Source organism: Rhodanobacter sp. TND4EL1 (assembly GCF_054061035.1).
This window is the reverse complement of the sequence record NZ_JBSSDT010000005.1, coordinates 115,100-139,693: the sequence shown is the minus strand read 5'-3', so window position 1 is coordinate 139,693 and position 24,594 is coordinate 115,100. Positions and strand designations below refer to the sequence as shown.

Here is a 24,594-nt window from a genome sequence, read left to right as displayed (position 1 = left end):
GTGATCACGGTCGTTCCTTTTTCGAGCCATGGACATCATCGTGGCTTCGCCTCTTCGGCCGGCGCGGTTGATGCAAGTCATGGTTGACTCGCTCGGCGCTGTGGCAGCATGGCGAATCATTCTCATTACCTGTGGCCATCGCCATGTCCGAATCGCCCTCTGCCGTCAGCACGCCGCCAGCGCTCGCCGAAGTCACCCGACTGCTGGCCTCGGCACCGCATCGGCCGTTGTTTCTGGCCGGCAGCATCGCGGTGTTGTTGAGCATGGCCTGGTGGGCGGTGGAGCTGACCTGGATGCGCTTCGGTCTGGCTGGCTGGCCGCAGCCCACGATCCCGCCGGGCTGGGCGCACGCGATGCTGATCCAGTACGGCCTGTTTCCATTGTTCATGTTCGGCTTCCTGATGACCACGTTTCCCAAGTGGCTGGGTCGTCCCGACTTGCCGCGCACGCGCTTTCTTCCCGTCGCTGGCAGCGTGTTTGGCGGCTACGTGCTGGCCAATGTGGGACTGCTCAATCTGCCGTGGTTGCTCAGGCTGGGTATCGCGCTGATGCTGCTCGGTTACCTGATCGGCATTGTCACGTTGGCCGGGGTATTGCGTGCCTCGGTGGCCGAGCGCAAAGGCCACGCGCGCTCCTGCCTGGCTGCCTTGTGCCTGGGGGCGTTGGGGTTGGCGATCTTCCTGGCCTACCTGTTCGGAGCGCCGGCGGAGTGTGCCTTGCTGGCGATCAAGCTGGGCACGTTCGGCCTGCTGCTGCCTATCTACTTCTCGGTGATGCATCGCATGTTGCCGTTCTTCACCGGCAACATGGTGAAAGGTTACGAGGTGATCCGACCGGACTGGAGCATGCCGGTGGTGTGGGTGCTGTTGCTGGCCCATCTGCTGCTCGACTGGCGTGGGGAGTTGGGCTGGCTGTGGCTGGTCGACGTGCCGCTGGCGCTGGTGTTTGCCTGGCATTCACTGAGTTGGCGGCCGTGGAAAGCCATGCATCCGGGCATCCTTGCTGTCCTGCATCTGGCGTTTGCGTGGTTGCCGGTGGCTTTCGTGTTGTTCGCGATCCAGGACGTGGTCTTTGCCATCAACGGCCATCTGATCCTGGGTCGTGCGCCGTTGCATGCACTGGGTATCGGCTTCTTCGGTTCCATGCTGGTGGCGATGGTTACCCGGGTGACGCAAGGCCATTCCGGCCGACCGATGCAGATGGGCAAGGTGGCGTGGCTGTGTTTCGGACTGTTGCAGGTCGTGACGCTGCTGCGTATCCGTGCGGAACTGGGTGGCGACGTGTATTTGTGGCTGGTGATCGCCGCCTATGGCTGGCTGCTGGCCTTCCTGCCGTGGGTGCTGCGTTCGGCATGGATCTATCTGACGCCGCGGGCGGACGGTAAGCCGGGCTGAGCACGGCTGGCGTGGCAAGGTGACGCAGCGGGGCGGGAAAATTCCCGCAATTGACTCACGTCATGCGGGCGTCCGTGAGATGGCTTAGGCTTGCAATCGCAAGAACTCACGGAGAGTGCGATGTCACGTTCAAACCTGTTCGTCGCCGCGGCAGTAGCGTTGTTCACGCTGGCGGCCTGTTCCGGCAAGCCGCCAGCCACGGCAAGCGGCGAAAGCAGCGCCGCGGGCGCAGCGTCGGTTGCCTCGATCCATGGCGACTTCGGTCCGCCCCAGGGCGAGCCGATCCACGCCGTGTTGACCAGTCCGCCGCACGTACCGCCACCGATCCATCGCAATCATCCGGCGAAGGTGATCGTCGAGCTGGAAGTGATCGAAAAGGAGATGCCGATCTCCGAGGGCGTCAGCTACACCTTCTGGACCTTCGGCGGCACCGTGCCGGGCAGCTTCATCCGCGTGCGCCAGGGCGACACGGTGGAGTTCCACCTGAAGAACGCGCCGGACAGCAAGATGCCGCACAACATCGACCTGCACGGCGTGACCGGTCCGGGCGGCGGCGCGGCGTCCAGCTTCACCGCGCCGGGACACGAGTCGCAGTTCACCTTCAAGGCGCTCAATCAGGGCATCTTCGTCTATCACTGCGCCACCGCACCGGTGGGCATGCACATCGCCAACGGCATGTATGGGCTGATCCTGGTCGAGCCACCGGAGGGTCTGTCCCCGGTCGACCACGAGTATTACGTGATGCAGGGCGACTTCTACACCACCGGCAAGTACCGCCAGAAAGGCCTGCAGCCGTTCGACATGGAAAAGGCGATCGACGAGCACCCGACCTATGTGCTGTTCAACGGCAAGGAAGGCGCACTCACCGGTGACAATGCCCTGACCGCCAAGACCAACGAGACGGTGCGGATGTTCGTCGGCAACGGCGGCCCGAACCTGGTGTCGAGTTTCCACGTGATCGGCGAGATCTTCGACAAGGTGCAGCCCGAAGGCGGCACGGTGGCCCAGCACAACGTGCAGACCACGCTGATCCCGTCCGGCGGCGCGGCGACGGTGGAATTCCACACCGACGTGCCGGGCAGCTACGTGCTGGTGGATCACTCGATCTTCCGCGCGTTCAACAAGGGTGCGCTGGGCATCCTCAAGGTGGACGGTCCGGAAGACAAGTCGATCTACTCGGGCAAGGAAGTGGACGCGGTGTATCTGGGTGATCGCTCGGAACCCAATTTGAAAGCCGTGACCACGGCGGCGACGGCGCATGCCGCCGGCACGCTGACCAAGGCCGAGCAGATCGCGGCGGGCAAGCAGCTGTTCACCGGCACCTGTTCGGTCTGCCATCAGGCGAATGGTGAGGGCCTGGCCAACGTGTTCCCGCCGCTGGCCAAGTCGGACTTCCTGGCAGCCGATCCGAAGCGGGCGATGACCATCGTGACCCACGGCCTGACCGGCAAGATCACGGTCAACGGTCACGAGTACGATTCGGTGATGCCGCCGATGGCGCAGCTGACCGACGACGAAGTGGCGAACATCCTCACCTATGTGCTGAACAGCTGGGACAACCCGGGTGGCCAGATCACCAAGGAAGAAGTCGCCAAGGCGCGTGCCGAAGCACCTGCAGCGGCAGCAGCGGAGCATTGAGATGCATGCGCGACTGGTCCTGGGTCTGCTGGGCCTGATGCTGGCACTGCCGGCAGTGGCGGCGGATTACGTCGCCCTGCCTGGCGGGACCTTCACCAGCGTGTTGCCGGCCGATGGCAAGACCGCGCCGGCACAGGTCGCGCCGTTCCGCCTGCGCAGCGAGTTGGTCTCCAACGGCGAGTTCCTCGCCTTCGTGAAGAAACATCCCGAGTGGCAACGCGACAAGGTGGCCAGCATCCTCGCCGATGCGCGCTACCTCACCCAGTGGGCCAGCGCCGATGCACTGGGTGACACGGCACTGCCGCGCCAGCCGGTAACGCGAATCAGCTGGTTCGCCGCGCAGGCCTATTGCGAGAGTGAGCACGCACGCCTGCCGACCTGGTACGAGTGGGAATACGCGGCGGCGGCTGACGCCACCCGTCGTGACGCGCGGGCCGATCCGGCCTGGCGAGAAAGCATCCTGGGCTGGTATTCGCGCCCTTCCAGCACGGCCCTGCCCGAAGTCGGCGGACTCGCCAACGCCTACGGCGTGCGTGACATCAACGGCCTGGTGTGGGAATGGGTCGATGACTTCAATGCCTTGATGGTCGCCAGCGACAGTCGCGAGCAGGGTGATCCGGATCTGCTGAAGTTTTGCGGGGCCGGCGCGATCAGCCTGCAGGAGAAGGAAAATTACGCAGTGTTGATGCGCATTGCGATGCTGTCCGCACTCAAGGCCGCCAACACCACCAACAACATGGGCTTCCGCTGCGCGAAGTCCGAATGAGGCTTGCATCCATGAAACGTCTGTTGCCCCTGCTTGCGATGTGGTTGCTGCTTGGCAGCGCGCAGGCTGCCACGCCGCTGCCTGGTGATTCGGTCTACAACCTGCCGGTGCAGTTGACCGACCAGGACGGGCATCAACAAAAACTGGCCGAACGACGTGGCCGGCCGCAACTGGTCACCATGTTCTACACCTCGTGCCAGATGGTCTGCCCGATGATCATCGACAGCATGCGGCTGACCCGCAATGCGCTGGATCCGGCCACGCGCGCGCAGATCGACCTGCTGGCGGTGAGTTTCGACCCGGTGCGCGACGATGTGGCCACGCTGCACAGCTACGCCGGGAAGCGCAAGCTGGACCGGCACATCTGGACATTGGCGCGGGCCGAGCCGGCGCAGGTACGTCAGTTGTCCGGCGTGCTGGGTCTGCAATATCGCCAGTTGCCGGATCGGGAGTTCAACCACAGCAGTGAGTTGATCCTGCTGGACGCCGACGGCCGGATCGCCGCGCGCACCACCCGGATCGGCAAGCTCGACTCGGTGTTTGTCGAGGCGATTCGAAAGGTCGTCGCGGAACAGTCGCGCCCCTGAAGCTGCTGCCAGCTTGGCTGTCGGTTGATCCAGGTCAGCGCACCACGCGGCGACCGGGCGCAGACTCGCGGCAATGCTTTCGGAGAATCCGCATGACGGCCTGGTATCCGTGGATCGTGCTGCTGCACCTGTCCTGCGCCATCGTGTTCGTCGGTGCGGTGACCTTCGAGGTGGTCGTGCTGGAGGCGCTGCACAAGCAGTTCGACATCGGCACCATGCAACGCATCGAAAAGGCAGTGATGGCGCGCGTGCGCCAGTTCATGCCGCTGGTGGTGATCGGGCTGTTTGTCAGCGGCGGCATGCTGTTCGACATTCGCTGTGACGGGCTGGATTGTGTCGGCAGCCGTTTCGGCAACTGGCTGCTGCTGAAGGTACTGCTGGCCTTCGGCGTACTGGGCGTGTTCGTCAACGCGATGTGGGCCATGCGCAACGGGAAAATGGACGTATGCCGGTTCAAGCATACCCATCGTTTCGTGCTGGCGTTGATGGTGGGCATCGTCTTCCTGGCCAAGACCATGTTCTACTTGTAGCCATCCATCCAGCAACGAGGTGCACGATGTCCGAAGTCACGTTCAAGGGCCAGCCGATCAACATCAATGGCCAGTTTCCCATCGCGGGTTCGACCGCGCCGGCGTTCGCTCTGGTGGGTGGCGACCTGTCCGATGTGACGTTGTCGAGCTACGGCGGCAAGCGCAAGGTGCTGAACGTCTTCCCCAGTATCGACACCGGCGTCTGCGCCACCTCGGTGCGCCGCTTCAATGAACTGGCCGGCCAGCTCGACAACACCGTGGTGCTGTGCATCTCGGCCGACCTGCCGTTTGCGCAGGCGCGCTTCTGTGGTGCCGAGGGACTGGACCAGGTGATCAACCTGTCGCTGATGCGCGGGCGTCAGTTTCTCAACGACTACGGCGTGGCGATCGCCAGTGGACCGTTGGCCGGACTGGCTGCGCGTGCGGTGGTGGTGCTGGACGAGCACGACAAGGTCATCCACGCCGAGCTGGTCAGCGAGATCGGCCATGAGCCGAACTATGACGCGGCGTTGAAGGCGCTGGCCTGAGAAGTCCCGCCCGAACGGCGTAGGAGCGCACCCTGTGCGCGATGCTTTCCGCGCCATTTGACGAAGAGCATCGCGCACAGGGTGCGCTCCTACATGCCGACGATGGGCACGCCGAAAGGCCGCGCGTCCGGATTCAGGCCCAGCCCGTATTTCAGGCTGCGGCCAATGCGCTCGGCATATTCGAGCATGGTGGCGGCGGCGGCTTCGTCCAGCTCCTCGGCGCAGGTTTCGCGCCACAGTTCCAGCCAGCGGTCAAAGTGTTCGGCGCGGATCGGATGCGGTCGGTGCGCGCCCATCGGATTGCCGCGATAGCTGCCGGCACGCAGGGCCACCGAGGCCCAGAACGAGGTGAGCAGTCGTTTGTGTTCATCCCAGTCATCCACGGCGGCATTGAAGATCGGGCCGATCTGCGCATCACGGCGCACCTTCTCGTAGAAGTGATCGACCAGCCTGGCAAGGGCGGCTTCATCCATGGGCGATGGCGGGTTCATGCGTGACATTGTGGATCCGTACGCGAAACGAAGTGTGATCACGCCACCAACAAAAAACGCATCCGGCCATGAAGCCGGATGCGTCGCTGGTCCGCGAAGCTTACTGGCCCAGGCTCAACGTGCCCTTCATCAGTGCGGCATGGCCGGGGAAGGTGCAGAAGTACGCGTACTGTTCGCCAGCTTTCAGCTTGCTCACATTGATCGTGGCCGTATCCGACTCGCCGCCGCCGATCAACTTGGTGTGCGCGATGATGCGTGCGTCACCCGGCTTCTCGTAGCTGTTGGTCGCGCCGGCCTTCATGCCGTCGGAAATCACGCCGGCTTCGTCGCTGCCGTGCGACAGCACCCAGTTGTGGCCCATCGCGGTCACCGGCAGCTTGCCGGTGTGCTTCAGGGTCACCTTGAACGACTTGCAGGTCTTGGGTACGGTGATCGTCTTGGTGTTGAACTGCATCGCGTCATTGGCTTCGACCGTGGCGGCACATTCGGCGGCCATCAGCGGAGTGGAGAGCAGGCCGAGCAGGGCAATCGCAATCAACTTACGCATGAGGTGTTGCTCCTTGGGGAGGTTGGGGCTCAGGTGAATTCTGCGGTGGTGGTGCGAGACCCGCACTGATCTGGGTCATGGTCATCCGCACCACCCGTGATCGACACTGTAGCCACACACCGGCAGGCGTCGGAAGGAGGCAAGATGACGCACGTCGTCACCGAAAATTGCATCAACTGCAAACACACCGATTGCGTCGAGGTGTGTCCGGTGGATTGCTTCCATGCCGGCCCCAACTTCCTGGTGATCGATCCCGACGAATGCATCGACTGCACGCTGTGCGTGGAGGAGTGCCCGGTGGGTGCGATCTTCCCCGAGCTCGACGTGCCGGCCGGGCAGGAGATCTTCATGTCGATCAATGCCGAGCTGGCCAGCCAGTGGCCGGTGCTGACCAGCAAGATTTCCGCGATGGAAGACGCGGCGAAGTGGGATGGGGTGCCGGACAAGTTGCCCTTGCTCGAGCGCTGATTCGGCCGGCAGGTGCGCGCTGATTGTCACGGCGCGAAATGCTCTATGGTGGGAGGCACCGGCGGGATGGTTTTGGGGGAAGGGCCATCAGTCCGGCGTGTGCAAGCCGGTTCGACATGCATGGCGGTTGCTGCGTCATCGTCTCGTTGCGTCATGAGCTTGCGTTCTCTCTCGCATTGCCAGAGGAAGCCGTGATGAATGAAGCAGCCCAACCCTTGACCGACGACGATACCGAACTGTCGCCGTGGTGGTTGCGAACGGTGGCGATCGTGATGGTGATCGGCTTTGCCGGTCTGATCGCCATCACCTCGCTGGCCTACCGCAACGCGCCCCCGATTCCAGCGCAAGTGGTGGATGCGCAGGGCGCGCTGCTGTTCAGCGGCGACGATATCCGCGACGGTCAGGCGGTCTTTCTCAAGTACGGCTTGATGGACAACGGCAGCATCTGGGGACACGGCGCGTATCTTGGACCGGATTTTTCTGCTGATGCGCTACATCGCATCGGTGAGGACACCGCTGCCGCCATCGCCCAGCGGCAATACGGCCAGCCCGTCGCCGCGCTGACGGCACAGCAGCAGGCCGCCGTGCATGCCGAAACCGCGGTGACGCTGAAAGCCAACCGTTACGACGCGCAGAGCGGCGTGTTGCGGTTGATCGAGCCCGAGGCGGTCGCCTATCGAAATCAAATCGGATACTGGACGAACTACTTCAAGGATCCGACGAAGAACGGTGGACTCAAGCCGGACCTGATCACCGATCCAGTTGAGTTGCACCAGTTCACCGCCTTCGTGAACTGGGCCGCCTGGGCTTCGGTGGCCACGCGGCCGGAGACGGATGCGTCATACACCAACAATTTCCCCTACGACCCCAGCGTGGGCAACGTCGCCACCGGCAGTGCGCTGCTGTGGAGCGCGCTGAGCCTGCTGGTGCTGCTGGCCGGCATCGCCACCGTGCTGCTGGCGTTCGGCAAGTTCGACTACCTGGGCTGGATCAGTCGCGGTCATCACGTGCATCCGCAGTTGTTGCCGGGACAGTCCAGCCCGGGCCAGCGTGCGCTGATGAAGTTCTTCGTGGTGGTGGCCCTGTTGTTCCTGATGCAGACCCTGGTTGGCGGCGGCGTGGCGCATTTCCGCGCCGATCCGGGCAGCTTCTACGGTTTCCAACTGGAAAACATCTTTCCCAGCAATCTGCTGCGCACCTGGCATCTGCAGACGGCGATCTTCTGGATTGCCACCGCTTACGTCGCGGCTGCCTTGTTCCTGGGTCGCTCACTACGTGCCCCGGATGACGAGCCGCGCTGGCTGGCCGGTTGGGTGCACGTGCTGTTTGCGGCCTTCGTGGTCGTCATCGGCGGCAGCCTGCTCGGGGTCTGGGCCGGCATCGAGCAGAAGCTGGGCAACTGGTGGTTCTGGTTCGGCGACCAGGGCTGGGAATATCTGGAGCTGGGTCGGGTCTGGCAGTACTTGCTGGTGGTCGGCCTGCTGGCCTGGTTTGCCATACTGTGGGTGCTGGCGCGTCCGCGCGCGGTAGCCAACGTGGCGGCACGACCGCTGGCGAAGATGTTCATGTTCGCGGCGGTCGCCATCCCGGTGTTTTACGTGCCGGCCTTGTTCTTCGGCGCCAAGACCAATTACACCGTGGTCGACACCTGGCGTTTCTGGATCATCCACCTGTGGGTCGAGGGGTTCTTCGAATTCTTTGCCACCACGATCGTGGCGCTGACGTTCTACCAGCTGGGCCTGACCCGGCGCAACGTGGCGCTGCGGGTGATCTATCTCGACGCGATCCTGTATTTCCTTGGCGGCCTGATCGGCACCGGGCACCACTGGTATTTCACCGGCCACACGAATTTCAACATGGCATTGTCAGCCTTGTTCTCGGTACTCGAAGTGGTGCCGTTAACCCTGCTGACGCTGGACGCCTGGGATTTCGTGCGCACCACTCGCGGCGACTGCGACGTGTGCGGCAAGGCCGTGGCGGTGCCGCACAAATGGACGTTCTATTTCCTGATGGCGGTGGGCTTCTGGAATTTCGTCGGCGCGGGCATGTTCGGCTTCTTCCTCAACCTGCCGATCGTCAGCTATTACGAAGTGGGCACGCAGATCACGCCGACCCATGGCCATGCGGCATTGATGGGCGTGTTCGGCATGCTGGCCATCGCGCTGATGGTGTTCTGCCTGCGTCAGGCCAGCAGCGATGCCCGTTGGCCCGGTATCGAGAAGTACATCAAGGTGGCGTTCTGGGGCACCAATGTCGGGCTGGGCCTGATGATCATCATGAGCCTGTTCCCCAGCGGTGTGATGCAGCTATGGGACGTGGTCGAGCACGGCTATTGGCACGCGCGCAGTGCGGAGTACCTGGCGATGCCGCGCTCGCATCTGGTCGAATGGCTGCGCTTGCCGGGTGACCTGATCTTCATCGGCTTCGGTGCGGTTCCGCTGGTGATCGCCTCGATGAAGGGTTGGCTGGGTGTCCGCGCGGACGCGCGGGCGGAAGTTCGCTGACGGGCGATCGTCCATGAAAAAGCCCGCGTCGACCAAGGTCGGCGCGGGCTTCGATGCTTCCGGACCGGATGATTACTTCGCGATGACGCGAACCATCTCCAGGCACTTGTTCGAGTAGCCCCACTCGTTGTCGTACCAGCTGACCAGCTTGACGAAGGTGTCGTCGAGCGCGATGCCGGCCTCGGCGTCGAAGATCGAGGTGCGCGCATCACCACGGAAGTCGGTGGCCACGACCTTGTCGGTGGTGTAACCGAGGATGCCCTTCAGCGCGCCTTCGCTCTGGGCCTTCATCTCGGCGCAGATTTCCGCGTAGGTGGCGGGCTTGTCCAGCTCGACGGTGAGGTCGACCACGGACACGTCCGAGGTCGGCACGCGGAAGCTCATGCCGGTCAGCTTCTTGTTCAACTCCGGGATCACCACGCCGACGGCCTTGGCGGCGCCGGTGGAGGACGGGATGATGTTTTCCAGGATGCCGCGGCCACCGCGCCAGTCCTTGTTGCTCGGGCCGTCCACGGTCTTCTGCGTCGCGGTGGCCGCGTGCACGGTGGTCATCAGGCCGCGCTTGATGCCCCACTTGTCGTTCAGCACCTTGGCGATCGGCGCCAGGCAGTTGGTGGTGCAGCTGGCGTTGGAGATGATCGCCTCGCCCTTGTAAGTCTTGTCGTTGACGCCGTAGACGAACATCGGCGTGTCGTCCTTGGACGGCGCGGACAGGATCACCTTCTTGGCGCCGGCATCGATGTGCTTCTGCGCGGTTTCCTTGGTCAGGAACAGGCCGGTGGATTCGATCACCACATCGGCGTTCACTTCATTCCACTTCAGGTTGGCCGGATCGCGTTCCTGGGTCAGGCGGATGGTCTTGCCGTTGATCACCAGATGGCCGTCCACCACCTTGACGTCGCCCTTGAAGCGGCCATGCACGGAGTCGTAGCTCAGCATGTAGGCAAGGTAGTCCGGTTCCAGCAGGTCGTTGATCGCCACGATCTCGATGTCGTTGCCGAAATTCTGCACGGCAGAGCGCAGCACGTTGCGACCGATGCGGCCGAAGCCGTTGATGCCGACCTTGATGGTCATGAGTGAACTTCCTCCTTAAGGGATGACAGGCGAGACCGCACCAGCGGCCGGAAAACCGCCATTTTACAGCCAATTCCGCCGGGTTGCCTGACTGGACGGTCAGCAGCGGTGCCGTCGCGCGCACGGCGCCGCCAGTGACGCAGGGTTGAGGGGGCGCGACAAGCAACAGCCGCGGGCGTCTGTGGCAGACTGCCGCATTGTTCAATCGGATCGTGTCTCATGAGTCTTGCCCGTCGTGCGGTTGCTTTTCTGGCCTGTTTCGTCATCGTGCCGGCCCAGGCCTGGGGGCCTTTGGGGCACAGTGTCGTGGCCGAACTGGCACAACGGCATCTGAGCCCCGCGGCCGAAGCCGAAGTGGTGCGATTGCTGGCGCCGGAGGGGACCGCCTCACTGGCTGAGGTCGCCAGCTGGCCGGACAAGATCCAGGACGATCCGTCGATGACCGCGCTGTGGAAGCAGACCCGCGGCCTGCATTACATCAATTTCCGCGGCGGCAGCGATTGTGACTACGTGCCTCCGCGCGACTGCCGTGACGGGCGTTGCATCGTTTCCGGTCTGCAGCACTATGTGGCCGTGCTGGGCGATCGCACGCAGAGCGACAGCGTGCGTCGTGACGCATTGAAGTTCGTGGTGCATTTTGTGGGCGACATCCACCAGCCACTGCATGCCGGTTACCGCGACGACAAGGGCGGCAATACCTTCCAGGTACAGTTCAACGGCAAGGGCAGCAACCTGCACAAGGTGTGGGATTCGGGAATGCTCTACAGCCGCGGCTTGAAGTGGAAGGATTACGCTCAGAGGCTGGATTCCGCGGGTCCGGTGGCCTTGCCCGCACCGATGGCGCCATTGGACAACTCCTACGCGCAGTGGGCCGAGGAGTCCTGCCGGATCACGGCCGAGCCGGGCTTCTATCCGTCCTCGCACAAGATCGACCAGGCTTACGTCGACGCCGAACTGCCGGAAGCCGACTTGCGGTTGCGTGAGGCCGGCCGCCGCCTGGCGGAAGTCCTGAACACCGCCCTGACGAATTGATCCTTCCCATCCACGCCGTCGTCGACATGCATACGAATGCAGGGTGATGGCGTGCCGGTCCTCATCTGCTAGCCTCGACCCATGAACGAAACCCCGCTGCGCCGTACCAAGATCGTTGCCACCCTGGGCCCTGCCACCGATGCGCCGGGCATGCTCGCGCGAATCATCGCTGACGGCGTCAACGTGGTTCGCCTGAATCTCTCGCACGGCCAGCCCGACGACCACCGCGCGCGTGCCAACGCGGTGCGTGCCGCCGCTCTGGAAGCGGGTTGCGAGGTGGGCATCCTTGCCGATCTGCAGGGCCCGAAGATCCGCATCGAGACGTTCGCCAACGGGCCGGTCGAGCTGGTTGATGGCGCGCCGTTCGTGCTGGATTGCCGGCCCGACGTCCCGCCCGGCGACGCCACGCGGGTCGGGGTCAGCTATTACGGCCTGCCCGGCGACGTGCACGCCGGCGACGTGCTGTTGCTGGATGACGGGCTGGTGGCGTTGACCGTGCTGGCCGTGGTCGGGACCGAGGTGCGCTGCCGGGTGCTGATTGGCGGCAAGCTGTCCAACCGCAAGGGTCTGAATCGCCAAGGCGGCGGACTGTCGGTGACTGCGCTGTCGGACAAGGACAAGGCGGACATCAAGCTGGCGGCCGAGATCGGCGCGGATTTCCTGGCGGTTTCCTTCGTGCGCTCGGCCGACGACATGCACCAGGCGCGGCGCCTGCTGCATGAGGCGGGCGGCAATGCCGCCCTGGTCGCGAAGATCGAGCGGGCCGATGCCATTCCGGTGCTTCGCGAGATCATCGACGCTTCCGACGTGGTGATGGTGGCGCGGGGCGACCTTGGCGTGGAGATCGGTGATGCCGAGTTGCCCGGTCTGCAGAAAAAGATCATCCGCGAATCGGTACTGCGCAATCGCGCGGTGATTACCGCGACGCAGATGCTGCAATCGATGGTGCGTTCGCCGATTCCCACCCGCGCCGAAGTACTGGACGTGGCCAACGCCGTGATCGACGGCACCGACGCGGTGATGCTGTCCGAGGAAACCGCCGCTGGCGCACATCCTGACAAGGCCGTGGCGGCGATGCGGCGGATCTGTCTGGGTGCCGAGCGCCAGTTCGAGCCGAAAGAGGATCTGACCGCCGGTGGCCACATGCTCGACCGCACCGACCAGGCGATTGCCCTGGCGGCGATGATGCTGGCCAGTCGCCTCAATGTGCGGGCCATCGTGGCGCTGACCGAATCCGGCGCCACCGCCCAGTGGTTGTCGCGCTATGGCAGCGCCGTACCCATTTTTGCGCTGTCACCCATGGCGGACGCGCGCCGGCGCATGCTGCTGCTGCGCGACGTGCAGCCGGTGGCGTTTTCGCATGAGGGCCTGAGCTCGGTGGCCACGGCACGCTCGGCGGTCCAGCAATTGTTTGCCCTGGGCCATCTGCGGGAAGGCGACAGAGTGGTGCTGACCCAGGGTGATCATGTCGGCCAGGGCGGTGGCACCAACACGCTGAAGCTGCTTTCGGTGGGTGCCGATGGCATGGTGGAATCGCTGCGTGACCTGTAAGGCTGACGGTTTGCTGTCTGGCGGGCTTTTCCCGATCGCCGCTGAACATCCGGCCGACTACACTGGAACCTGCTTGTCCTTCGCTGGAGAAAAGCCATGAAGATCATTTCCCGTCCTTTGCGCCAGGGGTTGCTGCTGGCCGTGGCGTTGGGTTGCGTTGCACCGGCGCTGGCCCAGCAGGCGCGCAAGATCGACCCGCAGGATCTGTACCGTTACTGGATTCTGCTCAACACCAAGGTGCAGATGGATGCGCCCAACACCGGGCTTAATCTGGACAAGCCCGGCTGCGTGGCGGTGACGTACACGGTCGGCTCCGATGGTGTGCCGTTGAACGTGCAGGTCGCGAAGGTGGTGCCCAAGAGCGATCTGGGCCCGGTGGCGCGCAGTGCGGTATCCAACTTCCGCTACGGCCCCTCGCTGACCAACCGCATTGGCGAGCCGATGGCCACGTATTACATCGTGCCGTTCAACGCGCCCAAGGATCCGGCCCAGCGGCAGCCATTGGTCGACGCCTGCAAGCTGCCCGGTTACACGCCCTGAGGCGGCCTCGCCGGGTCGTTCCGCCGTGGCTCGCGGCGCCGCTGGATGAATCTGGCCTATAATTGCCGTTTTTGAACCATGCCGCTTCGTTTTTCGAGGCGGCTTCAACCATGTGCGGGCGTGAACACGGTCGCACCACGGAGTCGTCATGAGTATTGAAGATCTCGAAAGCATCGCCCTGGCCATGGTCGCTCCGGGCAAGGGCATCATCGCCATCGACGAGTCGACCAACACCATCAAGAAGCGTTTCGAGGCGGTCGGCATCGAGAACACCGAAGAGAATCGTCGCGCCTACCGTGAGCTGTTGCTGACCACCCCGGGCCTCAACGAGCACATTTCCGGTGCGATCCTGTTCGACGAAACGATCCGTCAGTCCACCAAGGACGGCGTGCCGTTTACCCAGCTGATGAAGAAGCTCGGCATCATCCCCGGCATCAAGGTCGACAAGGGTCCGCAACCGCTGGCCGGTTTCCCGGGCGATGTGGTCACTGAAGGCCTTGATGGCCTGCGCGAGCGCCTGCAGGAGTACGCGAAGCTGGGCGCCCAGTTCGCCAAGTGGCGCGCGGTGATCAACATCACCGAAGAGAACCCGAGTTCCAGCGCGATCGAAGCGAACTGCCACGTGCTGGCCCGTTACGCCGCGCTGTGCCAGGAAGCCGGTCTGGTGCCGATGGTCGAGCCCGAAGTGATCATGGATGGCGACCACAGCATCGAAGTCAGCTATGAAGTGCACGAGGCCGTGCTGCGCAGCCTGTTCAATGCGCTGTACGAGCAGAACGTGATGCTGGAAGGCACCATCCTGAAAATCAGCATGGTCATCCCGGGCAAGGACTCCGACGAGCAGGTGGATGCCGAGGAAGTGGCCGAGGCCACCGTGCGCGTGCTGAAGTCCACCGTGCCGGCGTCGCTGCCGGGCATCGTGTTCCTGTCCGGCGGTCAGACCGACGAGCAGTCCACTGCCCACCTGAACGCGATGAACCAGATCGGTCCACATCCGTGGCCGCTGTCGTTCTCATACGGTCGCGCCATGCAGCAGGCGGCGTTGAAGCTGTGGGCCAAGGACATGAAGGCGAACTACGCGGAAGCCCAGAAGACTGTCCATGCCCGCGCGCGTGACAACGGCCTGGCGGCGCTGGGTCAGTGGAAAGGCTGATATAGCCAGCTGATCTCGTAGTTCTCCGAAAAGCAAAAAGCGGACGCCATGGCGTCCGCTTTTTTTGCCCACTGCGCTGCTGACGCTTCGCAAGCTCGGGAAGGGGGATTCATCTTCCCGGTGTACATCCGATCGCGAAGGTCGTGTCCGCAATCAACAGAAAAGGCGCCTTGCGGCGCCTTTTCTGTTGCCGGGAGTCCGGACTGGCCGGAAAACCAGCGGACGGATCAGAAGCGGTATTCAGCGCTGACCGACACCATGTCGGTGCTGAGGTCCACGTGATCCTTCTTGGCACCGTAGTAGTCGTAGTTTACACCGAGGCTGACGTTGTTGCTGAAGTCATAACCCACGCCGGCACCGGCGTACCAGCTGGTGTCATCCAGGCCCTTGCGGACCGGGTTCTCGTCATTGCTCAGGCCGTGGCCCTTCCAGCCGTAGATACCGGTGCGCGCACTCACGTACCAGTTCGGGCTGAGGTTGAAGTGGCCGTTCACGCCAGCGGTCCAGCCGTGCAGCTGCGACTTGCCGTCTTCGACCACGGGCTTGCTGTTGAAGACGTTCTTGGCGTGGATGTTGCCCAGGTCGTTGTAACCAACCTCGGCGCCCAGCGCGACTGACGGGCTCAACGCCCAGCGGTAGCCACCGTTGATGCCGTAGCCGGTGGTGCTGTCGTCGTATGCGCCGTGATTGATGGATGCCTGGCCGACGTTGCCGTTGACGAACCAGCCGTCATTGTGGGTTGGCGCACTCTGCGCGAACACGGCGGGGCCGGCGAACACGCCAGCGGTGGCGAGGGCGAGGGCAATCAGGGTCTTGTTCATTTTCATGGAGCTTCTCCAGTTTGTTGTCATGGCAGTCGGCCCGGTTAGGGGGAATGGCCGCTGCTGGCGGTGCGCCGTCCAAGCCGGGCGGTGACACGAATACTTAGATGGGTCGGCTCGTCGAAGATTCAACACCGATCAGTTCAGTATTAAGCCGGCGTTAACAAAAGTGGCTCGGCGCACCGTTGAATCAGAAGCGATATTCGGCGGTTACCGAGGCTGCATCGGAGGTCAGTCCGATCTGATCCTTGCTCGCGCGGTAGTAGTCGTACGACAGGCCCAGGCTGAAATGCGGGGTGAAGTCGTAGCCTGCGCCCACGCCGGCGTACCAGTCGACCTTGTCCAGATCATGCCGGTTAATGTCCTGGTTGGCGTAGCCATGGCCCTTCCAGCCATAGACACCGGCGCGGCCGCTGACGTACAGACCCTGCCACACGTTGATCTTGCCGTTCACACCAGCGGTCCATCCGCGCAGCGCATTGCGCTGACCGGTCAGATTGACGTCGTTGCTGTTGAACGCGTTTTTGACCTTGAAGTTGCCCAGATCGTTGTAGCCGACCTCCACGCCGAGGCCGACGTCCGGGCCCACTTTCCAGCGATAACCGCCGTTGAGGGCGTACGTGGTGGGGTGATCGCTGTACGGGCCAACGCGCATGTGGGCCTGGCCGACGCTGCCGTTGAGGAACCAATTGCCGCTGCCAATGGCCTGGCCGGGCTGGAAGTTGCCGCCAGACGCGGTGCTTTCAGCCGTAGCGGTCGAGGACGATGCATCCTGGGCAAAGGCGGGGACGGTGCACAGGGCGGAGGTGGCGATGGCGAGTGCGAGTAGATGCTTGTTCATGGGGGTACTCCTCTATTTTGATCCGGACCGGAGCGCATCGCGGAGATGCCACCAGTCGGACAGCGCTTGGGGATGGCGCTGCGGGGCGTATTGATAGCGGCTTGTGGCTGAAGCGCGCTGAACCGTGGGGCGAAGAGGTTAAGCGGTCATTAATACGCAGCCTGCGGGCGACAGCGCTCGGACGATCGGCGACAATGGGCGCTTTTGCACCCCGGAGACTGCCCGATGACCACCCGCCGCGAACTCGCCAATGCCGTGCGAGCCCTTGCCATGGACGCCGTCGAGGCGGCCAAGTCCGGTCATCCGGGCATGCCGATGGGCATGGCCGATCTCGCCGAAGTGCTGTGGAACGACTTCCTGAAGTTCAATCCGGTCAACCCGAAATGGTTCAACCGTGACCGTTTCGTGCTCTCCAACGGCCATGGTTCGATGCTGCAGTACGCGCTGCTACACCTGACCGGTTTCGACCTGCCGATGGACCAGCTGAAGCACTTCCGCCAGCTGCATTCGAAGACCGCCGGCCATCCCGAAGCCAGCGAAACCCCGGGCGTGGAAACCACCACCGGCCCGCTCGGACAGGGCCTGGCCAATGCCGTCGGCTTCGCGCTGGCCGAGAAGATCCTGGCGGCGCATTTCAATCGCCCCGGCCATGACGTGGTCGATCACCACACCTGGGTGTTCCTCGGCGACGGCTGCCTGATGGAAGGCATCTCGCACGAAGTCGCTTCGCTGGCCGGCACCTGGGGGCTCGGCAAGCTGGTGGCGATCTACGACGACAACGGCATCTCGATCGACGGCGAAGTGCACGGCTGGTTCACCGACGACACGCCGGCGCGTTTCGAGGCCTACGGCTGGAACGTGATCCGCGGCGTCGACGGGCATGATGCCGAGGCGATCAAACAGGCGATCGCCGCCGCCACGGCGCAAAGCGACAAGCCGACCCTGATCTGCGCCAAGACCATCATCGGCTTCGGCGCGCCGCACAAGCAGGGCAAGGAAGAAAGCCACGGTGCACCGCTGGGCAAGGACGAGATCGCCGCCGCCCGCGAACAGCTGGGCTGGAAGTCTGCGCCGTTCGAGATCCCTGCCGACATCTACGCCGGCTGGGATCACAAAAAGTCAGGTAATGAAGCCGAGCAGGCCTGGAACGACGCCTTCGCCAAATACGCCAGTGCCCATCCGGAGTTGGCAGCCGAATTCAAGCGCCGCATCGCCGGTGAACTGCCGGCGGATTGGGCGGAAAAGTCGCAGGCGTATATCGACAAGCTGCAGGCCGAAGGCCCGGAAGTGGCCTCGCGCAAAGCCTCGCAGATGACCTTGAACGCGTTCGGCCCGCTGCTGCCGGAACTGCTGGGCGGCTCGGCCGACCTGGCCGGCTCCAATCTCACCAAGTGGAGCGGCAGCCTCGACGCCGCCAATGGCAACAGTGCCGACGGCAAGGGCAATTACGTCTATTACGGCGTGCGCGAATTCGGCATGACCGCCATCGCCAACGGCGTGGCGCTGCACGGCGGTTTCATTCCGTACGACGCGACCTTCCTGGTGTTCTCCGACTACGCGCGCAACGCGGTGCGCATGAGCGCGCTGATTCCGGCGCATGCGATCCACGTCTACACGCACGACTCGATCGGCCTGGGCGAAGACGGCCCGACCCATCAGCCGGTCGAGCACATGGCCAGCCTGCGCTACATTCCGAACAACCAGCTGTGGCGTCCGTGCGACGCGGTGGAATCGGCCGCGTCGTGGAAAGCGGCGATCGAGCGCAAGGGTTCGCCGTCGTGCCTGATCTTCTCGCGCCAGAACCTCAAGCATCAGCAGCGCAGCGTGCAGCAGGTCGCCGACATCATGCGCGGCGGCTATGTGCTGTCCGATCCGCTGGACACGAAATTCCAGGCGATCCTGATCGCCACCGGTTCGGAAGTGGAGCTGGCGATGGAAGCCTCGCGTGCATTGGCCCAGCAGGGCGTCGCGGTGCGGGTGGTGTCGATGCCGTGCACCGAAGTCTTCGACGCGCAGCCGCTGGAATATCGCGAAGGCGTGTTGCCGACCTGGTGCCGCGCCCGCGTCGCGGTGGAAGCGGCGACGGCCGACTTCTGGTGCAAGTACGTCGGCCTGGACGGCGAAGTGATTGGCATGACCACGTTCGGCGCTTCGGCACCGGCGCCGCAGTTGTTCGAACACTTCGGCTTCAGCGTGGCGCACGTGATTGATGCGGTGAAGCGCGTCATCCGCTGAGCCGCACGGCAGGTGCAAAAAAAGCCGCGGCCATGCCGCGGCTTTTTCATGCGCGGCGTGGAATTCAGACGAGCAGCAGTTTGACCAGTTCGTCCGGTGTTGCGGCGATCGCGTTGGCACCCGCCCGCTCAAGTTCAACGCGGCCCCCGAAGCCCCACAGCACGCCGATGCCGCGCACCTGGTTGGCCACCGCGCCGTCGATGTCGAAATGACGATCGCCGATCATCACTGCCTCGCCCGGATCGCAGCCAAAGTCCGCCAGGGCTTCGGCGATCATCGAGGCCTTCTCGCTGTGCGGGCTGTCAGGATGTGGCCCGTACACGCGCAGGAATGCCTCGCCGAACGGCAGGTGGGCGATGATCGGCGCGGCGTGGCGATGCGGCTTGCTGGTCACCACGGCGAGCTGGTGGCCGGCGGCGAGCAGCCGTTCGATCAGCGTCTCGATGCCGGGGTAGACCTCGTGCTCGCGCCAGCCGTGGGTGTCGAAACGCTCGTGGTAATAGGCGACGGCCGCTTCGATGCGCCCGGCATCGTGATCGAGCAGCGGCGCGAAGCTGTGCCGCAGCGGTGGGCCGATCCAGTGGCGCAGTTCTTCCTGCGATGGCGCCGGCACCTCCAGCCGCGCCAGCGCATGCTTCACGCAGGCGCTGATGCCGTGCTCGGAGTCGATCAGCGTACCGTCGAGGTCGAACAGGCAGAGCATTACTTCGCGGCCCGGGCCTTCAGCGCGGTGACGGCCGGCAATTCCTTGCCTTCCAGGAATTCCAGGAAGGCGCCGCCACCGGTGGAGATGTAGGAGACCTGGTCGGCAATGCCGTACTTGTCCACCGCGGCCAGCGTGTCGCCGCCACCGGCGATCGAGAACGCGTCCGAGGCGGCAATCGCGCGCGCCAGCGTCTCGGTGCCCTTGCCGAACGCGTCGAACTCGAACACGCCGACCGGGCCGTTCCAGACCACGGTGCCGGCCTTGGCAATCAGTCCGGCGTAGATTTCGGCGGTCTGCGGACCAATGTCCAGGATCATTTCGTCCGGCCCCACCTGATCCACCAGCTTCACCGTGGCCGGGGCCTGCGCGGAGAATGTCGGCGCCACCACCACGTCTACCGGCATCGGTACTTCGGCGCCGCGCCGCTTGGCGTCCGCCAGCACCTTTTTCGCGGCGTCAAGCAGATCCATCTCCACCAGCGAATTGCCGACCGAATGGCCCATCGCTGCAATGAAGGTGTTGGCGATGCCGCCACCGACGATCAGCTGGTCGACCTTGCCGATCAGGTTGTCGAGCAAGGTCAGTTTGGTCGATACCTTGGAACCAGCCACGATCGCCAGCAGCGGATGGGCCGGCTGTACCAGAGCCTTGCCCAGCGCATCAAGCTCGGCGCAAAGCAGCGGGCCGGCGGCGGCGACAGGGGCGAATCGGATCACGCCATGGGTCGACGCCTGGGCGCGATGCGCCGTGCCGAACGCGTCCATGACAAAGATGTCACACAGCGCGGCGTACTTCTTCGCCAGCGCCTCGTCATCCTTGCTCTCGCCCACGTTCATGCGGCAGTTCTCCAGCATTACCACCTCGCCGGGCGCCACCTCGACGCCGCCGGCCAGATAATCCGCCACCAGCCGCACGGGCTGGCCCAGTTTGCTGCTCAGCCAGGTCGCCACGGAGGCGAGCGAGGACTCGACGTCGAACTGTCCTTCCTTCGGACGGCCAAGATGCGACATCACCAGCACCCGGGCACCAGCGTCGCGGGCGGCCTGGATGGTCGGCAGCGCCGCATCCAGCCGCTGGGTGGAGGTGATCTGGCCGTGATCGTCGACTGGCACGTTCAGGTCTTCGCGGATCAGCACGCGCTGGTCGCGCAAATCGAGGTCGCTCATGCGGATGACGGACACGGCAGGACTCCATTGGTGGTCGGGGGTTCGCCGCGAACGGGCGGTAGCCGCGTATTGTCCCGGCGGCGTCGCGTCGATGCAAACCACGGCTGCCAGTGCCGGGCGTTGCGGGCCCAACCGGGCCGGGCCAAACTGTCGACCTTGTCATCCACTGCGCATCAAGGAGCAGGCCATGGCCACCGGTCTGGTGCTTTACAGCTACTGGCGCTCCAGCGCCGCCTATCGTGTGCGGATCGCACTGAACCTCAAGGGGCTCCAGTACGAAACGCGAGCGGTACACCTGGTGCAGGACGGAGGTCAGCAGCATGCGCCCGCGTACAAGGCCATCAATCCCCAGGAAATGGTTCCCTGCCTGCTCGATGGCGACAGGGTGATCACCCAGTCGCTGGCGATCATGGAATACCTCGACGAGATGTATCCGCAGCCGGAGAGTGCCCTGTTGCCGGCGGACGCCCGCGGCCGGGCCCACGTGCGCTCGCTGGCGATGGCGGTGGCCTGCGACATCCACCCGCTGGGCAACCTGCGCGTGCTGCAGCAGCTCGAGTCCGACTTTGGCGTCAGCGATGCACAGCGTGCGGCCTGGTCACGACACTGGATCTCGGTGGGCTTCCGCGCGATCGAGACGCAGCTGGCCGACTGCGCGGCCACGGGACGCTATGGCTACGGTGAAACGCCGACCCTGGCCGATGCCTGTCTGATACCGCAGGTCTACAACGCGCTGCGCTGGAAGTTGCCGATGGACGATTACCCGATCATTGCCAGGATCCATCGTGCCTGCAATGAACTGGAGGCGTTCCAGCGGGCGGCGCCGGAGGCGCAGCCCGACGCACCGCAGAGCGAGAAGTGAGTGGAACAGGAGTGACCAATGCGGGGAAGCGGGGCGAGACGGCTTTGCCTTCTCTCACTTCTCACTCCTCTTCACTCACTCCCTGGTTCTCAGAAGCCCATGCCGTAGGGATCGTTGCCTGCCAGTTCCTCGTCGCTGGTGCCGCCTTCGGCGAGGCGGATTTTCAGCGCCAGGCCATCACGTGAATCGGACTTGTTGAGCGCCTCTTCCAGATCCACGCGGCCTTCCTTGTACAACCGGTACAGCGACTGGTCGAAGGTCTGCATGCCTTCCTGCAGGCTGCGATCCATCGCTTCCTTGATCTCGTGGGTCTGGCCTCGACGGATCATGTCGCGGATCAGCGGCGTGTTCAGCAGCACCTCCGCGGCGGGGATGCGTCGGCCGTCCTTGCCGATCACCAGGCGCTGACTGATCACCGCGCGCAGGTTCAAGGACAGGTTCATCAGCACGTTCTTGTGTGCCGATTCGGGGAAGAAGTTGAGAATGCGCTCCAGCGTCTGGTCGGCGTTGTTGGAGTGCAGGGTGGCCAGGCACAGATGACCGGTTTCGGAGAACGCGATCGCGGCCTCCATCGTGTCGGTGTCACGGATCTCGCCGATCATGATCACGTCCGGCGCCTCGCGCATCGCGTTCTTCAGTGCCTCGTGATACGTGTGGGTGTCCAGGCCCACCTCGCGCTGGTTCACGATCGATTTCTTGTGCCGGTGCAGGTATTCGATCGGATCCTCGATGGTGAGGATGTGGCCGGAGGAGTTGGTGTTGCGTTGATCGATCATCGCCGCCAGCGTGGTCGACTTGCCCGAACCGGTGGCGCCGACCACCAGGATCAGACCGCGGGGTTCCATGATCAGGTCGCGGAAAATCTTCGGCAGCTGCAATTGCTCGATGCTGGGGATTTCGCTCTTGATCGCGCGGATCACCATGCCCACTTCGCCGCGCTGCTTGAACACGTTGATGCGGAAACGGCCGGCTTCCTTCACGGCCAGCGCCATGTTCAACTCGAGATCCCGCTCGAACTGCGGCACCTGGCCTTCATCCATCAACGAATAGGCGATTTTCTTGACCATGCCGCTGGGCAGGCCGGTGTTGCCCAGCGGATACAATTTTCCCTCGACCTTGATATTCACCGGTGCACCGGTGGACAGGAACATGTCCGACGCGCCCTTGTCTACCATAAGCTTCAGGAAGTAGCCGATATCCACGAAAAACCCCTAGTCTGCGAAATGCGCGTTGCAATGATGGATTATGCCCGCCCACAATACGCTGCGACACACCATGAGGAATGTGATGTACATCTTTTCCCCGTCGGCCGGACGTATCCGGACCGGCCGCACCATCCTGCTCTCGCTGATCCTGGCTCTGTGCGTGGCCGGCTGCGCCTCGGTGCCGCCGCCGAATGACTCGATGAGCATGGCCCAGACCCAGCTGCAAATGGCTCGCGACGCCGGCGCGTCCGATTACGCGCCGGTGGACCTGGGCTTCGCCCAGGACAAGTTCCAGCTGGCGCAGTCGGCGATGGCCTCGCGCAAATACGCCGATGCGGCCGCTCTGGCCGAAGAGTCCCGGGCCGATGCCGAACTGGCACAGGCCAAGGCCCGTCTGGGCGCGGCGCGGGCTCAGATCCAGCGCAAGGTGCAGGAGAACAGCCGCCTGCGTGCAGAGGGCGAAGCGGCTGCCGCCCAGGTTCAGGCCCAGCCGGCAGCACCGGCGCCGCCGGCATCCAGCGCGCCGCCGACCGAAGACATGCCGGCACCCCCCTCGTCGGCGCTGTCCGCCCCTTCCGGTGACGGCTTCCAGACCGTGCCCGACAATACCCAGCAACCCGCAGTGAACCCCGCGGGAGGTCAGCCATGAAGCGTTCCGCCACCACTCTTGCCGTCATCGCGCTGGCATTGGCCACCCTCGGCACGGCACACGCCCGCCAGGACGATATCGACATCAGCCGCCTGACCGGCAGCCTGAACCAGCTCGCCAACGACCCCAGCCTTGGGGCATACGCCCAGGCCGAGCAGGCTCGCGCCCGTGATGCCATCAACCGGCTGGCCCAGGCCGGTTCACGGGAACGGCCGCATGCGCTGTACCTGGCCGAGCGTCGCGTCGACCTGGCGAAGACCGCCGCGCAGGTACAGGACGCCCAGTCCAAGCTGAACCAGCTTGATCGCGAGCACGATCAGATCCTGCTCGACAACAGCCGCCGCGATGCGGAACTGGCCCGCCGCGAGCTGGAGCGCCAGCGTCTGCAATACCAGCTGGCGCAGGAAGAGACTGCCCGTCTGCAAGCCCAGGGCGCGGAATATTCCCAGGCGGCCGATCAGGCGCGCGCCGAGGCCGATCGGGCGACGAAGCTGGCCGCGGCCCAGAGCAAGGTCGCACGGGCGGCCAAACGGCAGGCCGAGCTGGCAGCGCAGGCGGCCAAGGCCATGCGCTCGCAGATGGAAGACGCAGGCGAGCCCGCACCGGCGCCGAAGTCGAAAAAATAGCCTCCCTGATGCGGGTTCCACCGCGCCCCGTAGCGGCGCGGTGGAACCGATGGTGGCGCCGTCAGCTGTTTGTTCGCTGAATGTAAAAGACTGTTTTGACAGCTTTTTATGGAACTTTTCGCGGCTTCCGAAAGTGCCCTCGAAAAGGTTGCACCCCCTCTGGCGGGGGAGTAGGGTCGAAGTCCCACGAGGCATTTCGGCCTCGTGGGTCACTGACCCGAATCATGCACGTATCCCACGTTTACAAGCTTCTTCCGCATCCGGTTTCCCGGCGCGGATCGTGGGTGCGCGCCCCTGGTTCACCGTCTGCGGATGCTGACCCTGGCATCCGCATGTCAACTCGCGAGGAGGTCGGATCATGTTCGAAAACCAGCAGCGTGATGATGTCGAAGCATTGATGAAGGCGGATGCGGAATTCCGCCGGCTTTACCAGCATCACAAGGAACTCGACAGCAAGGTGCACGACGCCGACATCGGCGTCCTGCCTCTCGACGATGTGACCTTGGCCAGCATGAAGAAGGAGAAGTTGCTGGCCAAGGCGCGCCTTGAGCGCATGTGGACCGATCGAGCGCATCTCGTCCACTGACCTGGCTGTTCGCGAACGCGGCCCCGGGCTCTCTCCGATTGACGGGAAGGGTGCCGGGGCCGCCGCGTTTGCGACGCCCGGTCTGGCGGCTCGGT

At 64.0% G+C, this 24,594-nt stretch carries 25 protein-coding genes; 17 read left to right on the top strand and 8 right to left on the bottom strand.

What is annotated here, in order from left to right; translation table 11 throughout:
* The first annotated feature begins 143 nt into the window (after positions 1-143).
* The 6 genes from ACVWWQ_RS15920 (at position 144) to tpx (ending at position 5,442) form a co-directional block, all read left to right on the top strand.
* Positions 144-1,394 carry an NnrS family protein gene (locus ACVWWQ_RS15920; protein ID WP_457383466.1) on the top strand — a complete coding sequence of 417 codons (1,251 nt, stop codon included), beginning with the start codon at positions 144-146 and terminating at the stop codon, positions 1,392-1,394.
* A 120-nt stretch (positions 1,395-1,514) separates the two neighbouring features.
* Complete coding sequence (nirK, locus tag ACVWWQ_RS15915) at positions 1,515-3,032, top strand: copper-containing nitrite reductase (protein WP_457383465.1); 1,518 nt, start codon at positions 1,515-1,517, stop codon at positions 3,030-3,032.
* Between the two features lies 1 nt (position 3,033).
* Complete coding sequence (locus ACVWWQ_RS15910; RefSeq protein WP_133951502.1) at positions 3,034-3,798, top strand: formylglycine-generating enzyme family protein; 765 nt, start codon at positions 3,034-3,036, stop codon at positions 3,796-3,798.
* A gap of 11 nt (positions 3,799-3,809) precedes the next feature.
* Entirely contained in the window at positions 3,810-4,385 is a 576-nt protein-coding gene (locus tag ACVWWQ_RS15905; protein ID WP_133951500.1) for an SCO family protein, read from the top strand.
* Positions 4,386-4,477: 92 nt separating this feature from the next.
* Positions 4,478-4,915, top strand: a complete 438-nt coding sequence (locus ACVWWQ_RS15900; RefSeq protein WP_133951498.1) for a hypothetical protein — start codon at positions 4,478-4,480, stop codon at positions 4,913-4,915.
* 26 nt (positions 4,916-4,941) lie between these two features.
* Positions 4,942-5,442 (top strand): thiol peroxidase, encoded by a 501-nt coding sequence (tpx, locus tag ACVWWQ_RS15895; protein ID WP_133951496.1) that lies wholly within the window; start codon positions 4,942-4,944, stop codon positions 5,440-5,442.
* A gap of 89 nt (positions 5,443-5,531) precedes the next feature.
* On the opposite strand, the gene ACVWWQ_RS15890 is transcribed toward tpx, so the two are convergent.
* Positions 5,532-5,933 carry a group III truncated hemoglobin gene (locus ACVWWQ_RS15890; protein ID WP_099653883.1) on the bottom strand — a complete coding sequence of 134 codons (402 nt, stop codon included), beginning with the start codon at positions 5,931-5,933 and terminating at the stop codon, positions 5,532-5,534.
* Positions 5,934-6,033: 100 nt separating this feature from the next.
* Entirely contained in the window at positions 6,034-6,480 is a 447-nt protein-coding gene (azu, locus tag ACVWWQ_RS15885; protein WP_133951494.1) for an azurin, read from the bottom strand.
* A gap of 144 nt (positions 6,481-6,624) precedes the next feature.
* On the opposite strand from azu, the gene fdxA reads away from it, so the two are divergent.
* Positions 6,625-6,948 (top strand): ferredoxin FdxA, encoded by a 324-nt coding sequence (gene fdxA, locus ACVWWQ_RS15880; protein ID WP_099654264.1) that lies wholly within the window; start codon positions 6,625-6,627, stop codon positions 6,946-6,948.
* A 194-nt stretch (positions 6,949-7,142) separates the two neighbouring features.
* The gene (locus ACVWWQ_RS15875) at positions 7,143-9,452 is read left to right on the top strand and encodes a cbb3-type cytochrome c oxidase subunit I (RefSeq protein ID WP_133951492.1); all 2,310 of its coding nucleotides are present in this window, start codon (positions 7,143-7,145) and stop codon (positions 9,450-9,452) included.
* Positions 9,453-9,524: 72 nt separating this feature from the next.
* On the opposite strand, the gene gap is transcribed toward ACVWWQ_RS15875, so the two are convergent.
* Positions 9,525-10,526 carry a type I glyceraldehyde-3-phosphate dehydrogenase gene (gene gap, locus ACVWWQ_RS15870; protein ID WP_133951490.1) on the bottom strand — a complete coding sequence of 334 codons (1,002 nt, stop codon included), beginning with the start codon at positions 10,524-10,526 and terminating at the stop codon, positions 9,525-9,527.
* A 219-nt stretch (positions 10,527-10,745) separates the two neighbouring features.
* Here gap and ACVWWQ_RS15865 point away from each other — a divergent pair, with 219 nt between their 5' ends.
* From ACVWWQ_RS15865 to ACVWWQ_RS15850, 4 genes are all read left to right on the top strand, one after another.
* Positions 10,746-11,558, top strand: a complete 813-nt coding sequence (locus ACVWWQ_RS15865; RefSeq protein ID WP_133951488.1) for a S1/P1 nuclease — start codon at positions 10,746-10,748, stop codon at positions 11,556-11,558.
* Positions 11,559-11,639: 81 nt separating this feature from the next.
* Positions 11,640-13,109, top strand: coding sequence for a pyruvate kinase (gene pyk / locus ACVWWQ_RS15860; protein ID WP_133951486.1), 1,470 nt, complete (start codon positions 11,640-11,642; stop codon positions 13,107-13,109).
* Positions 13,110-13,205: 96 nt separating this feature from the next.
* On the top strand, positions 13,206-13,649 hold the full coding sequence (locus ACVWWQ_RS15855) for an energy transducer TonB (protein ID WP_099653888.1): 444 nt from the start codon (positions 13,206-13,208) through the stop codon (positions 13,647-13,649).
* A 148-nt stretch (positions 13,650-13,797) separates the two neighbouring features.
* Entirely contained in the window at positions 13,798-14,802 is a 1,005-nt protein-coding gene (locus tag ACVWWQ_RS15850) for a class I fructose-bisphosphate aldolase (RefSeq protein WP_099653889.1), read from the top strand.
* 227 nt (positions 14,803-15,029) lie between these two features.
* On the opposite strand, the gene ACVWWQ_RS15845 is transcribed toward ACVWWQ_RS15850, so the two are convergent.
* Both ACVWWQ_RS15845 and ACVWWQ_RS15840 read right to left on the bottom strand, forming a co-directional pair.
* Entirely contained in the window at positions 15,030-15,629 is a 600-nt protein-coding gene (locus tag ACVWWQ_RS15845) for a porin family protein (RefSeq protein WP_099653890.1), read from the bottom strand.
* Positions 15,630-15,813: 184 nt separating this feature from the next.
* Complete coding sequence (locus ACVWWQ_RS15840; RefSeq protein ID WP_133951484.1) at positions 15,814-16,464, bottom strand: outer membrane beta-barrel protein; 651 nt, start codon at positions 16,462-16,464, stop codon at positions 15,814-15,816.
* A gap of 225 nt (positions 16,465-16,689) precedes the next feature.
* On the opposite strand from ACVWWQ_RS15840, the gene tkt reads away from it, so the two are divergent.
* The gene (gene tkt, locus ACVWWQ_RS15835) at positions 16,690-18,699 is read left to right on the top strand and encodes a transketolase (RefSeq protein ID WP_133951482.1); all 2,010 of its coding nucleotides are present in this window, start codon (positions 16,690-16,692) and stop codon (positions 18,697-18,699) included.
* 64 nt (positions 18,700-18,763) lie between these two features.
* Here tkt and ACVWWQ_RS15830 read toward each other — a convergent pair whose 3' ends face one another.
* Complete coding sequence (locus ACVWWQ_RS15830) at positions 18,764-19,402, bottom strand: HAD hydrolase-like protein (RefSeq protein WP_133951480.1); 639 nt, start codon at positions 19,400-19,402, stop codon at positions 18,764-18,766.
* Positions 19,402-20,586: a phosphoglycerate kinase gene (locus tag ACVWWQ_RS15825; RefSeq protein WP_133951478.1), complete on the bottom strand. Its 1,185-nt coding sequence runs from the start codon at positions 20,584-20,586 to the stop codon at positions 19,402-19,404. The genes ACVWWQ_RS15830 and ACVWWQ_RS15825 overlap by 1 nt, the downstream gene beginning before the upstream one ends.
* A gap of 172 nt (positions 20,587-20,758) precedes the next feature.
* Here ACVWWQ_RS15825 and maiA point away from each other — a divergent pair, with 172 nt between their 5' ends.
* Positions 20,759-21,433 carry a maleylacetoacetate isomerase gene (gene maiA, locus ACVWWQ_RS15820; protein ID WP_133951476.1) on the top strand — a complete coding sequence of 225 codons (675 nt, stop codon included), beginning with the start codon at positions 20,759-20,761 and terminating at the stop codon, positions 21,431-21,433.
* Positions 21,434-21,522: 89 nt separating this feature from the next.
* Here the strand turns inward: maiA and ACVWWQ_RS15815 are convergent, their stop codons facing one another.
* The gene (locus ACVWWQ_RS15815) at positions 21,523-22,635 is read right to left on the bottom strand and encodes a PilT/PilU family type 4a pilus ATPase (protein ID WP_099653896.1); all 1,113 of its coding nucleotides are present in this window, start codon (positions 22,633-22,635) and stop codon (positions 21,523-21,525) included.
* A gap of 85 nt (positions 22,636-22,720) precedes the next feature.
* On the opposite strand from ACVWWQ_RS15815, the gene ACVWWQ_RS15810 reads away from it, so the two are divergent.
* The 3 genes from ACVWWQ_RS15810 to ACVWWQ_RS15800 all read left to right on the top strand — a co-directional run bounded on the left by ACVWWQ_RS15810 (position 22,721) and on the right by ACVWWQ_RS15800 (position 24,499).
* Complete coding sequence (locus tag ACVWWQ_RS15810; RefSeq protein ID WP_133951473.1) at positions 22,721-23,287, top strand: DUF4398 domain-containing protein; 567 nt, start codon at positions 22,721-22,723, stop codon at positions 23,285-23,287.
* Positions 23,284-23,913: a hypothetical protein gene (locus ACVWWQ_RS15805; RefSeq protein WP_133951471.1), complete on the top strand. Its 630-nt coding sequence runs from the start codon at positions 23,284-23,286 to the stop codon at positions 23,911-23,913. The genes ACVWWQ_RS15810 and ACVWWQ_RS15805 overlap by 4 nt, the downstream gene beginning before the upstream one ends.
* Before the next feature lie 358 nt (positions 23,914-24,271).
* Complete coding sequence (locus ACVWWQ_RS15800) at positions 24,272-24,499, top strand: YdcH family protein (protein ID WP_099653899.1); 228 nt, start codon at positions 24,272-24,274, stop codon at positions 24,497-24,499.
* Positions 24,500-24,594: the final 95 nt, after the last annotated feature.